Here is a 12,531-nt window from a genome sequence, read left to right on the forward strand (position 1 = left end):
TCACGGGAGACGGCGGGGCTTCTTCACTGGGTGTCCGGTGTCCGGTGTCCGGTGTCCGGTGTCCGGGGCCGCCGACGCGAGGACGCGGCCGACTCGTGTGTCAGCGCCCGGAGGCGTACGGCAGGAAGGTCGCCCAGGCGGTGCGGGTGAGGGCGAGGCGGGGGCCGTGGGGGTTCTTGGAGTCGCGGACGAGGACGGTGCCCGGGGCGGTGGCGACTTCGACGCAGTCGGGTCCGTCCGCCGTGCTGTAGCTGCTCTTTATCCAGTCCACGCCTGCGTCCGCTCCTGCTGAGGCCTGAAGCGTCATGTCTCTGTTTCTCCCAGTACCTTTTCGATGAACGCCAAGGACTCCCGTGGGCTGAGAGCCTGGGCTCGGAGGACCCCATAACGAATGTCCAGGACCGTCGTCTCTTTGGGGTTGGTGATGACACGGCTGCTGAGCGGTGCTTCGCTGAACGCGACCGTGGCTCCGTCGGTGAGTTTGAGGAGCCTGAACGAGCCGTCGGTGCCCGAGTTCTCTTCGCGGTCCAGGGGCAGGACCTGGAAGTCCACGTTGCGTAGCCGCCCCACCTCCAACACTCGTTCGAGTTGCCGTCGCATGACCATCCTTCCCCCGATGGGGCGGCGAAGTGTCGACTCGCACTGAACGAAGCTGAAAACGCGTCGGCCTGCTCCGGGATCGAGGATCTCCTGGCGCGCCAGGCGTGCCGCCACCTGCTGCTCCACTTCTTCCTCGGTGAACGCGGGCCGACGGACGTTGAAGATCGCCCGCGTGTAGTCCTCCGTCTGCAACAGCCCATGAATCACGGAGTTGTTGTAGGCGCACAGCTCGATCGCATCCGCCTCAAGCTTCTTCAGGTCCCGCACCTTCTTCGGGTACCGGACCTCCGCCACGTCCCGCTTCATGGCCGCGATCCGGCCGCCCGCACCCAGGACCTCGTCCGCCGCGTCCAGGTACTCCGGCCGCGGAATGCGCCGCCCCCGCTCGACGGCGGAGACCAGGTCCTCCCCGTATCCGATGGCCGCCCCGAACTGGGCCTGGGTGAGGCCCGCCCCCTCGCGCCACAGCTTCAGTTGCCGTACGACGGTCCGCATCACGGCTCCGGCCTCGGCGTCCTCCAGTCCCGCGTCCCAGTCGCTCACGTCAGCCGCCCTCTCGCCGCGCCCTTTCCGGTCCAACCGGTCCAATCGGTCCCGCGCGTCCCCGGACAGCCCGTACGGCCCGGACGGGACCGGTCACCGCACGGACGGTCACCGACCGCACGGGCCGCCGTACTTCACAATTTATGCATGCGCGAGCACACTGAGTGACGTGAATGAGTGAATCTCCACCCTCCGTACTCCGGTGCGCCGGCCCTGCGTGCCGCTCTCCGGCGGGGTCGGTGCGCGGTGCGTGTGGCGCATCGACGTGACCGATGGCCCGGAGTGGTCGTCTCCCCGTCCGGGGCGAACGCCGCCGACGTGCCCGCCGCGTCCGGCTCCGGACGCCCGCTGGTGGGGGAGTCGGGGGACCTTCGGGGCATCGGTGCGGTGCGGCCGTGCCCTGCAGGACGGTGCGGGCGGAGCCGGATCCCGCGCCCGCCGGGGCCGACGACGCCGTGCGCTATCCGGCCGAGGGCGAGGCCGACGTCTCGGGGCCCAAGCGGAACACATGGCCGGGAGTGGCGACCGAGGTGACGGCCGTGCCGAACAGCGTGCTGGGATCCGTTCCCTTGTACGGCGTGTCACTGTTGAGCAGCACGACCATGGTGGCCTTCTGCGACGGCAGGTACAGCGTCAGGCTCTGATAGCCGGGGATCGAACCGTTGTGGCCCACCCAGCCGTCGGCGGTGAACAGGCCGAGCCCGTAGCCCGCCCCGGGGAAGTCCGGACTGGTGGCCGTCTGCAGGCGCTGCTTCTGGGTCGAGGGCGTGATCAGAGGCGTGCCGGTGGCCACGACGGGTGCCCAGACGCGCAGATCACCGAGCGTCGAGATCATCGCGCCGGCGGCGTTCGCGTCGGACGGACTCCAGTGCGTGGCGTCCGTCTCGGTCCCGTCCTTGGTCTGCGTGGTGTAGCCGTGCGCGTACGGTGCCGGGATCTGCGCGTTCGCCGGGTACAGGGTCTGGTCCATGCCCAGGGGATCGAGCACGTGCTCGCGGAGATAGTCGGCGATGCTCTGGCCGCTGACCTTCTCCAGCACCTGTCCCAGCAGCACCGTGTTGGTGTCGCAGTACACCAGCTGTGTTCCGGGAGTGAAGTCCAGCGGGTGCCTGAAGGAGTAGTCGAGGAGTTCCTGCGCGGTGAAGACCCGCTCGGGGTTCTCCTCCACGGCGGCGTCGAAGTCCGGGTCCTTGGTGTAGTCGAAGAGCCCGCTCTGCATACGGGCCAGGTCCCGCAGCGTGATCCTGTCGCCCTCCGGCACGCCCGGCACGTAGCGTGAGACGGGGTCGTCGAGGCCGAGCTCGCCCTGGTCGACGAGTTGGAGGATGCCGGTGACGGTGAAGGTCTTCGTCTCGCTCCCGATACGCATGTGCATGTCCGTCGCCATGGGCTCGCCGGTCCGCTTGTCGGCGACGCCGAAGGCGCGGGCATAGCCGGGCTGTCCCGGCATCCACAACCCCACGATCACACCGGGAACACCGGTGGTGCTCATCACCTGCCGGACCGCGGCGTCGAGCCGCGCGGCCATGTCCGCCCCGGTCGGGGACGACGTCGCTCCCTCGGAGGACAGCCGCGTTCCCGCACTCTCGGTCACCGTGCCGCCCGAGCAGGACGTCCCCGCGAGGAGGACGACCGAGGCTGCCAGCGAGGCCACGACGCTGCGCCGCGGTCGCAGGGGGACGGTGCGGCGGGCGTTGGTGATCGGCATGCGGGGCTCCAGGCGGCTCGGGCGACGACGGACGACGGGACTGCGGCCCACCGGTCCCGTGCCACCGGCTGCTTCCCCGGCGGACGGCGCACCGCAGGCCGGCCCGCGCCGGACACCACCACATCGGGCCACAGAGGTCCGCCACACGGCGCACGCGCGCCGGCGTCCGCACGCCCTCGGGCAGGGCCGGCCGCCACGCCCACCACCGGTGCAAGCAGCCGCGGCCCCGGTGCGGCGGTGCTAGTGCTGTGATCGGGAAGGTTCACCGGCTCGCGGCGTCCGGCACGGCACCTCGCCGCGCAGCACCAGACAGACACGCGCAGCCGGCCCGGCACGGAAGGCGGCCGACCAGGCATGGCGGAACGAGCGCAGGGATTTTCGGTGAAGCTCTTCGAGGACGCCCGGTTCCAGATGTTCGTCGAGCGCGCACTGGCGACGATGACGGGCGGTGGCGCGGAGTACGGCGAGTGCGCGGTGACGGCCGCGCGGATCGCCGACGGCGACGACGACAGCTGGTACCGGGAGTGGACCGCCACCGCGGCCATGGTGCGGGGGTGGGCGGAGGAGAGCGACCGGGCCGGCCACCCGGTGAGCGCCCGGGAGGCCTATCTGCGGGCCGCCACCTACCTGCGCGTCTCGTACTACCCGCTCTTCGGCCTGCCGGTGGACCCCCGGCTCACCGAGGCGGCACGGGACGAGCGGGACTGCTTCGCCCGCTTCGCCGAGCTGTGCGATCCACCGCTGCGGCCGGTCCGGGTGCCGTTCGAGGGCGGTCTTCTCGACGGCTACCTCTGCCCGGCGCCGGACACCGCCCCGGGGCGTGATCCCCGGCCCACCGTCATCGCGGTCAACGGCTACGACTCCGACGTGCACGAGATGTGGTGGAGCCACGCCCGACCGGCCGTGCGGCGCGGCTACCACTGCCTGCTGGTCGACGGGCCGGGGCAGGGTCTCGCCCTGGTCCACCAGGGTCTGACCATGCGTCCGGACTGGGAGACGGTGCTCCGGGCCGTCGTCGACCACGCCGTGACGCTTCCGGGCGTGGACGGCACCCGGCTGGCGGTGAGCGGTTGGAGCTTCGGCGGCTATCTCGCCCCGCGCGGTGTCAGCGGCGAACCACGGGTGGCCGCACTGGTGGCGGACCCCGGGCAGTGGGACCTGCTGGACAACATCAAGGCCCTGCTGCCGCTTCCCCAGGATCTGCGGGACCGACTGCCGGACGTGGACCCCGCCGAGCTGGACGCTCACCTCGCACCCGTGGTCGAGCACCCGGTCGCGCGCTGGAAGCTGGTCCAGCGGGCCCTGTGGGTGCACGGCCTGGGAAGTCTGGGCGAGTACGTGGTCGAATCCGGCCGCTACCGGCTCTCCGATGTCGTCGACCGCATCGCCTGCCCCACGCTGGTGGCCATGGCCGAGGGCGATCAACTCGCCGGCCAGGCGGAACAGCTGTACGAGGCGCTGCGGTGCCCCAAGACGCTGGTGCGGTTCTCCGCCGCCGAGGGAGCGGCCGGCCACTGCGAGAGCTGGAACCGCTCACGTTTCGACCAGCGCGTCTTCGACTGGCTCGACGAGGTGCTCGCCCACCCCCACGGGCCCTGACCGGCCGGCTCCGGTCCTCCGCCGGTGGTCGGGCCGTTGCGCGCCGGCGACCCGGCGACCCGGCGACCCGCGACCCGGCGACCGCCAGAGGCAGCGGCCCCGCGGCCGGACGGGCTACGCCGCCGACGGGGCCACCGTGTGGCCGTAGCGGAGCAGCCCGGCGGGGTCGTAGGTCCGCTTCACCCGGCGCAGCCGGTCGTACGCGGCCGGGGTCCAGGCGCGGGCCCGGTCGGACGCGTCGCCCGGCGTGCCGTGCAGGTTCGGCATGGTGCGGCCGGTTCCGTACGGGGCCATCGCCGCGTACAGGGAGGCGGTGGCCGACTCCACGGCCGCGGCGGCCTCCGGGCCGGCCGGGACACCGACGGACTCCAGCAGGTAGGCGGCGTCGCGGGCGCCGACGGCGTCCTCGTGGACCGGGGGGCGGGACAGGGCCGCGCCCATGTGGCGGATCTCGATCGCCAGGAGCGGGCAGTCGGGCACCGAGGGCCCCACCCGGGCCAGCAGCGTGTCGACGGCGTCCGGGGGCAGGGCACGCAGCAGCGCGCAGGCCTCGCGGACCGGGAGCGGGTCCTTCGGATCGTCGTAGACCCGGTCCGTCTGCGTACAGCCGATCTCCTCCACGGTGTCGAAGAGCACCGGCGCCGCGGCGCGGAGGGGGGCCAGGAGGCGGTCGCCCTCGGCCGGGTCGCCCGTCCAGGCCACCGCGACGCGGGCGAAGAAGCCGCCGCGCAGCGGCTCCGGGACGATCGGCAGCGGGGGCAGGCGCAGGAGGCTGAAGGCCGTGCACATCTGCGGGGGGACCGTCGAGGTCCACTCGGCCCAGGTGCGCAGCAGTGGTTCGGCCTGCTCCCCCGGGCAGTGGATGCCGCCGCCGAGGAGGCGGGGCAGGGGGATCAGCCCGGTGGTGAGGGAGGTGACCACCCCGACGTTGCCCTTTCCGCCGCGCAGCGCCCAGAACAGCTCGGATTCGTGGTCGGCGTCGACGATGTGCGGGACGCCGTCCGGGGTGACGACCTCGAAGGAGCGGACCAGGTCGACGGCGTAGCCGTGGACGCGTCCCAGGACGGGCAGGCCGCCGCCCAGGGTGTAGCCGACGACGCCGACCGGCGTGGACGACCCGTGGAGCCCGGTGAGGCCGTGCGGTGCCGCCGCCCGCACCACGTCCCGCCAGGTCGCGCCGGCGGAGACCGCGGCCGTGCGCGCCACGGGGTCGACCCGCACGTCCGTCATGCGTCCCGTGGTGATCAGCAGGCCGTCGGGGAGCGGGTAGTTGGCGCCGTGCCCGGTGGCCTGGACGGCGACGGGCGTTCCGGTGGCGCCGGCCCAGCGCAGGGCGGTGGTGACGTCGCCGGAGGCGGCCGCTCCCACCACGACGTCGGGGGTGGGGCGGGCGGCCAGGTTGAAGCCGAGCACCTCGTCGGCGTACCCCTCGTCGTCGGGACGCAGCACCGGGCCGCGGACCTCGGAGAGCAGGAACAGGTCGGGCAGGGGGTGGATGGTGGTCATCGCGTCCTCCGTGGCGCGGGACGGAGGGACGGCGGCGGCGCAGCGTGCGGGACGGCCGCGCGAGCGGACGGTCGGACGGGTGGTGGTCGGGCCGGCGGTCGGGCGGTCGGACCGGGCGGGTGGGGCCGCCGGGGTCCTGGGGGTACGGGTCGGGGCGGCGGCGTCGGTGACGGCCGGGGTGCGGAGGCGCCGGGGGGCCGGCGCGGGCGCGGGGCGGGTGGGGTCCCCGTTTCCAGGATGGACCCGCTCGGGTCCGGTCGCCCACCGGCCCGGACGGCCCCGCGGCGCCGACAGGCCGTCGGCATGGGCGCCGCCGCGCCGGGCGTAGCGTAGGTGGCATGACGAAGTACGGATCCTTCCCCGGTACGCGTCCTCGCCGGTTGCGCACCACCCCCGCCCTGCGCCGCATGGTCGCCGAGACCCGGCTGCACCCCGCCGACCTGATCCTGCCCGCGTTCGTGCGGGAGGGCGTCGCCGAGCCGGTGCCGATCGCATCGATGCCCGGGGTCGTGCAGCACACCCGGGACAGCCTGAAGAAGGCCGCCGCGGAGGCCGTGGCGGCGGGCGTCTCCGGGATCATGCTCTTCGGCGTCCCCGAGGAGGCCAAGAAGGACGCGGCGGGTACCCCGGGCACCGACCCGGACGGGATCCTCCAGGTCGCCCTGCGCGACGTACGGGCCGAGGTGGGTGACGACCTCCTGGTCATGTCCGACCTGTGCCTGGACGAGACCACCGACCACGGCCACTGCGGGGTGCTCGACGAGCAGGGGCGGGTCGACAACGACGCCACCTTGGAGCGGTACGCCGAGATGGCCCAGGTCCAGGCCGACGCCGGCGCCCATGTCGTCGGGCCCAGCGGCATGATGGACGGCCAGATCGGGGTCGTCCGCGACGCGCTCGACCAGATCGGGCGCGAGGACGTCGCGATCCTCGCCTACACCGCCAAGTACTCCTCCGCCTTCTACGGCCCCTTCCGGGAGGCCGTCGCCTCCTCGCTCCAGGGCGACCGGAAGACCTACCAGCAGGACCCCGCCAACTGGCGCGAGTCGATGCGGGAGCTCGCCCTGGACCTGGAGGAGGGCGCGGACATGGTCATGGTCAAGCCGGCCGGGCCCTACCTCGACATCCTGGCCCGTGTCGCGGACGCCGTCGACGTCCCCGTCGCCGCGTACCAGATCTCCGGTGAGTACGCCATGATCGAGGCCGCCGCCGAGAAGGGCTGGGTCGACCGCGACCGGGCGATCATGGAGACCCTCGTCGGCATCAAGCGGGCCGGCGCGCGGAACATCCTCACCTACTGGGCCACCGAGGTCGCGCAGAAGCTGGGCTGAGCCCGCCCTGCGCACGGCTCCTCCGGGGAGTGCGATCGGTCTTCGTCGTGCAGGCTCTCGCCGTCGCGGCAAGTGGCGAGGGCGGGGCGGCGGGCCCGGTCGGCGCCCGGCGAGCAGCAGGCGGGCGCGGTGGTGCACGGGCATGAGGCCTTCCGGTGGTGTGGGCGCCGACGAGTGCGCCGCCCAGCCGGGGTGCCCGCGGCCGGGCCCCTCACCGTCACCGGCGCAGTCGGGACACCGGAGTTCGCACCGGCGCCCCGGCCTGCGACGAGGTGCCCTGTTCGGGACGGGGTCCGGGACGGTCCGCGGGACTCGGCGGTGCCTGCCGGGGTCGGGAGCGGGGGACGGGGCGGCGTGCCGGGCGGGGACGCGCGCCGACACGGTGACGGGACGGGGTCGCCGCGTCGGGTGTGCCGCGACCGGGGTACCGCGGCGGTCCGGGGCGTGGTCGGATGCGGGTGGCGGGATGTGCGGGCGCGGCAAGTCCTTTGGCGGGATAGGTTGTTGACCGCAGAGTTGGTTGTGCGTTGAAGGAGACCTCCATGCCCGGTGATGCCCTCAGCCAAGACCCCGCCGAGCTGCGCAGGAGGATCGACACCACCAAGGCGCACCCCGCCCGGGTCTACGACATCTTCCTCGGCGGCAAGGACCACTATCCCGTCGACCGGGCCGCCGCGGCCGCCGCCCTGGAGCACCAGCCGCGGGCCTTCCTCACGGCACGGCACAACCGCGACTTCCTGCGGCGCGCGGTGACCGGGCTCGTCGCCCAGGAAGGGGTGCGGCAGTTCCTGGACATCGGGGCCGGGCTGCCGACGCAGAACAACGTGCACCAGATCGCCCAGCAGATCGCCCCGGAGTCGCGGGTGGTGTACGTCGACAACGACCCGATCGTGCTCGCGCACGCCCGCGCCCTGCTCACCAGCGGTCCCGAGGGCCGGACCGACTACGTCGACGCGGATCTGCGCGACGTGTCCGCCATCCTCGAACGGGCCGCCGAGACCCTCGACTTCGACCGGCCGGTCGCCCTGTGCCTGCTGGCGGTCCTGCACTTCATCCCCGACGAGACGGCGTACGCCGTGGTCGGCGAGCTGCTGGACGCGCTGGCGCCGGGCAGCCGGCTGGTCCTCAGCCACCTCGCCGACGACCTCACGCCGCACACCGCCCGGATCGTCAAGTCCTTCCAGGAGCGCGGGCTGTCGTTCGTGCTGCGGTCCAAGGGCAAGGTGGAACGCTTCTTCACGGAGAACGGGCTGAGCCCGGTGGAGCCCGGTGTCGTGCCCGTGCACCACTGGCGTCCCGACGGTGCCGCCCCGGTCCTGACGGCCCCGTCGTCCGAGTACCTGGACTCCCTCGACCTCGTCGACCGCATCAGGTACCACGACATCAACGACGTCACGGACACCGACGTCAGCGTCTACGCGGCGGTGGCGCGCAAGGACTGACGGGGGCGCGGAGCCCGCCGCCGGGCCGGACCCGGCCTCGGGCGGGGGTTCCCGCCTTCCGCGGCTCCGCCCCGCCGATGCCGGTGCGGTCCCCGCCCCCTCCTGCGCAACACGCGGCGGGGAGGCGGGCGGCGCGACGGTCGGGACGGACCCGGCCTGTTCGCCGACGAGGTGCTCGGCGTGTCGTCGAGGCGGCTTCGACTGTTGGCCTGCGATGTCGGGATGAGTGAGCTGAACCGTGTGTGAATGGGTGCAGGCGGCGGCCCGGTCCCCGAAGGGGCCGGGCCGCCGCCGTTGTCATTGGCTGTCAGCCGAAGGCCTTGACGGTGCTCCAGTCCACCGACAGGACGATCTTCACGGGACCGTTCGTGTTGGTCCGGGACGGATAGTAGACGCGCATCTTGCCGTCGTTGCCGAAGCGGGCCCATATGTCCGGGATGCCGTCCCCGTTGACATCGGGAATCCCGACGGCTGCGGTGACATAGCTCGCGGTCCAGCCGGATCCGTAGACCACGTCCCCGTTGAGGGAACCGGTGCTCTCCTTCAAGGAGCCGAGGTCGACGCTGCCGTTCGTGGAACCGGATTTGCCGTGACGCACGTACATCTTCCCGGTGTCCAGGTCCCGCCACAGCAGGTCCGGCGTACTGTCGCCGTTGATGTCGGCGACGTTGATGATGTCGCGGTGGGCCCAGTCGTCGCCGTTCATCAACGTGGCCGATTGGAAGGTGGCACCGCTGTAGCCGGACAGCGTCCAGAAGGCGGTGCCGGCCCGCAGTACCAGGTCGGGCAGCTTGTCGCCGGTGATGTCGCCGACAGCCTTGATCTGGGTCCAGGTCGACGGGTCCGGGGAGTTCGAGGGCAGCCGGACTTCCAGCCGTCGGTCGATGTCGAAGCTGCCGTAGCCGTCACCGGGATAGAGCCAGAACCTGCCGTCGGGGGTGACGGCGAACAAGTCGGTGGACCCGTCACCCGGATAGGCGTCGTCGAAGTGCGTGATCAGGGCGGCCTTGCCGGTGGCGGGGTCGTACCAGTGTCCAGCCGGGTTCAGCTTGGTGACGCCGCCGTCGACGGAGTATGAGCCGGCCAGGCAGGAGTACAGGTCGCCACCAGGTGTTCCCGTGCAGTTGACGAGGTCGCCGCCGGAATTGACGGTGAGCAGGTCGGGCATGGCGTCGCCGCCCGTGTCACCGGGGCTGTCGGCGTCGTCGCGCGGTGGAACGTAGAAGAGGTAGTCGGCACGGGCGCTCTGGTTGCCGGCGGCGTCGTAGGCGTACACGTTGAGCCAGTTGGGGCCTGCATGCACCGGTTTCAGGTTATCGATGGTGACGGTGTCCGCAGCGACTTTGTCCGTCCAACTCAGGCCCTCGATGGCGTACTTGAACCTCGTGGCACCGGTGGAGGTGAACGTGACAGTACCTGTCTCACCGAACTTGCGTGTCGCCCAGACGTCGCCGTCGTCGCTGGCGCGGGGGAAGTCGGCGCTCGTGATCGTGGGCGTGGGCGGCGCGGAGCCGTCGATGGTGAGGGTGCACTCCTTGCCGCTGCCCGGGTAGTAGTCCGAGTAGGTGCCTTCCTGGTCCTTCGCGCGCACGTCCCAGTAGTAGGTCGCCTCGTCCTCAAGGGTGACGGGGATGGTTGTGCTGGCAGAGCCGTTGGAGTTGGTCGTGGCCGGGTACGTCGTCGCTGTGGCACCCGCCTTCCAGAACCGGAAGACCAGGCTGGCGAGGTTTCCATCGGGGTCATTGGACTGACCTGACAGAACCAGGTTGGTCTTGCCGATGGTCGTTCCGCCCGTCGCGGTGTTGCAGTCTCCGCCCGGCGTGCTCTTGACGCCGAACGGCACCGCGGGCGCCCGGTTGTAGACGACTACCAGGGTTGCCGAGGTCGCCCGGAACTTGCGCCACGTCTGGGTGTCGGTCTCGCTGGCGGCACGCATACCCAAGGTGATGTTGGACCAGCCGTTGTCCGCGCCCTTCTGGGCAGCGGAGGTCACCTTGAACGCCACGTAGTCGTCGGGGCAGGAACTGGAGGACCAGCCGTGGGCGAAGGACTTCGTTTGAAGCCATGTAGCCCAACTCGGCTGGCTGTTCCATGTCGTGCCCGTCGAGATGCCTCCGGTGAGCCAGATCTGGATGTCACGGGCTGAGCAGGACCAGGAATGGTTGTTGAGCACCTGGAAGGTCGCGTCGGAGATCTGCGCGCCCTTCAGGTTGCTGTTGAAGTTCATTCGCCAGAAGGAGCGGGCCGTGCCGCCGCTGTCGCTCTCGTGGCCGACGCGCGCGTCGGAGGTGCCCGAGTTGAAGTTGGTGCCGTCCCAGAAGCTGGTGTTGGGGTACGGCTTGTACGCCACCGTCCACGCCGACCAGCCGGTGATGGCGGTCGGGTCGAGGAACAGCGGGTAGGTGACGTCCTCGCGGGCGAGTAGACCGGTGTGCGCGACGTCCAGGTCGAGCCGGGCGGTGCCCGTGTCGTCGCCGGTCACCTGCATCGGCATCGGGGCGCTGTGCGCGCCGGGCTCGATACCGCTCAGGCCGGACAGCGCGAGCACGTCAGCGGAGGTGGCGACGGAGGTACGCGGCGTGCCGGCCTCAGGAAGTTCGGGGTCAAGGCCGCTGGAGTCCCAGGCGAACGGCGTGGGGATCGAGCCGATCTCCTGGCCGGCTGGATCGAGCACGAGGACGCGCCAGGCTTCCTCGTCGTGCCGGAAGACGGCCGTCTTCGATCGCAGCCCGTAGGACACGGTCGCCAGGGCCTTGCTCCGTGCCGCCTCCTCGGTCTTGACGATCAGCAACTGGGCGAAGCCGCCCTCTTCGCGGGCGACCAGGAGCAGGTCGACGCCCGGCAGCACCTCGGGGTAGAGGGCGCGCGGGCCGTCGAGCACTGGCTCGGGCAGCGGGCCCGGCCAGGTGTAGGTGACGGTGTGGCCGGCGACGTCCAACTCGGCCAGCGCCGTCTCGTCCGTCGCCGGACCGTCCGTCAGGGGGCTGCGGCGGTAGGAGCGGTCGGCGCGGGTGTCCGTGCCGGGCGTGCCGCTGGAGAAGCGCACCGGCGTCACGGGGTTGGCGGGGCGGATGCCGAGGCCGTCGGTGGCGTCCTCGGCGCGGCGCAGGCGGTTGTCGACCGGTGCCCACCTGCCCTGCGCGTTCTTCGCCCGCACGGGAAGTGCGCTGATCCGCGTGCGCAGTTGGCCGTCCGGCCGGGCCCAGGTCAGTGACGTGGCGGTGGTCGCCGTGTCGACGGCCACCTCCTTGCCGGTGCGGCGGGCCTCGGCCATGGCGGCGGCCTCGTCCCGCGGGCCGGTGGCAGTCTGCCGTGCGTCGGTCGCCTGGCCGGCCTGCGATTTTGACGGATCGTCAGGCAGCCACCAGGGCAGGAGGGTGATGGTCAGGGCGGCCACGATCAGGCCGAGCGTGAGGGTCAGTCGGGTGCGCGTGCGCATGAACGGACTGAGAAAGCGAGGCGGCGCGGACACGTCGGCGGTCTACTCCCCGTGTGGGCCAAGCGGATTCAAGACATGGGCGCGCACACGATCACACGATTCACACAGACCGTCCACGTATGAAGAATTTATAAAGCCGTGATGCGCACTTGGTGAAGTCATGGGTTGACCTTGTGCGTGTCACTCCTGTCCCTTTTGGTCGCCCGCTCTGCGTGGATAGAGGCTCCTGCTCGCAATATTTCCTGTTCAGCAGGCGAACAGACGATCTGTCAGAAGATTATCCGTGAGGTAGTTCACAGCAAAGCGCTCCCGCCCCTCTCCGCCGATCTTGAAGCCTGCGGCGGTCATGACAGAGGGTGCGAT

8 protein-coding genes are annotated in these 12,531 nt (G+C 71.6%); 3 read left to right on the forward strand and 5 right to left on the reverse strand.

Features of this window, described 5'->3' with window-relative positions; genetic code table 11:
• Positions 1 to 100 precede the first annotated feature (100 nt).
• From JS756_RS21145 to JS756_RS21155, 3 genes are all read right to left on the reverse strand, one after another.
• Positions 101 to 307 carry a DUF397 domain-containing protein gene (locus JS756_RS21145; protein ID WP_205384717.1) on the reverse strand — a complete coding sequence of 69 codons (207 nt, stop codon included), beginning with the start codon at positions 305 to 307 and terminating at the stop codon, positions 101 to 103.
• On the reverse strand, positions 304 to 1,143 hold the full coding sequence (locus tag JS756_RS21150; RefSeq protein ID WP_205384718.1) for a helix-turn-helix domain-containing protein: 840 nt from the start codon (positions 1,141 to 1,143) through the stop codon (positions 304 to 306). Before JS756_RS21150 ends, JS756_RS21145 begins: the two co-directional genes overlap by 4 nt.
• A 460-nt stretch (positions 1,144 to 1,603) precedes the next feature.
• Positions 1,604 to 2,851 (reverse strand): serine hydrolase domain-containing protein, encoded by a 1,248-nt coding sequence (locus tag JS756_RS21155; protein ID WP_205384719.1) that lies wholly within the window; start codon positions 2,849 to 2,851, stop codon positions 1,604 to 1,606.
• Between the two features lie 381 nt (positions 2,852 to 3,232).
• On the opposite strand from JS756_RS21155, the gene JS756_RS21160 reads away from it, so the two are divergent.
• Entirely contained in the window at positions 3,233 to 4,450 is a 1,218-nt protein-coding gene (locus tag JS756_RS21160) for an alpha/beta hydrolase family protein (protein ID WP_205384720.1), read from the forward strand.
• A gap of 114 nt (positions 4,451 to 4,564) precedes the next feature.
• On the opposite strand, the gene JS756_RS21165 is transcribed toward JS756_RS21160, so the two are convergent.
• Entirely contained in the window at positions 4,565 to 5,956 is a 1,392-nt protein-coding gene (locus tag JS756_RS21165) for an FAD-binding oxidoreductase (protein ID WP_205384721.1), read from the reverse strand.
• A gap of 338 nt (positions 5,957 to 6,294) precedes the next feature.
• Here JS756_RS21165 and hemB point away from each other — a divergent pair, with 338 nt between their 5' ends.
• Positions 6,295 to 7,287 carry a porphobilinogen synthase gene (gene hemB, locus JS756_RS21170; protein WP_205384722.1) on the forward strand — a complete coding sequence of 331 codons (993 nt, stop codon included), beginning with the start codon at positions 6,295 to 6,297 and terminating at the stop codon, positions 7,285 to 7,287.
• Between the two features lie 542 nt (positions 7,288 to 7,829).
• Positions 7,830 to 8,729, forward strand: a complete 900-nt coding sequence (locus JS756_RS21175) for an SAM-dependent methyltransferase (RefSeq protein WP_205384723.1) — start codon at positions 7,830 to 7,832, stop codon at positions 8,727 to 8,729.
• A 307-nt stretch (positions 8,730 to 9,036) separates the two neighbouring features.
• On the opposite strand, the gene JS756_RS21180 is transcribed toward JS756_RS21175, so the two are convergent.
• Complete coding sequence (locus JS756_RS21180; protein WP_205384724.1) at positions 9,037 to 12,168, reverse strand: DNRLRE domain-containing protein; 3,132 nt, start codon at positions 12,166 to 12,168, stop codon at positions 9,037 to 9,039.
• Positions 12,169 to 12,531 lie beyond the last annotated feature (363 nt).

Source organism: Streptomyces actuosus (assembly GCF_016921115.1).
GTDB lineage: Bacteria > Actinomycetota > Actinomycetes > Streptomycetales > Streptomycetaceae > Streptomyces > Streptomyces actuosus_A.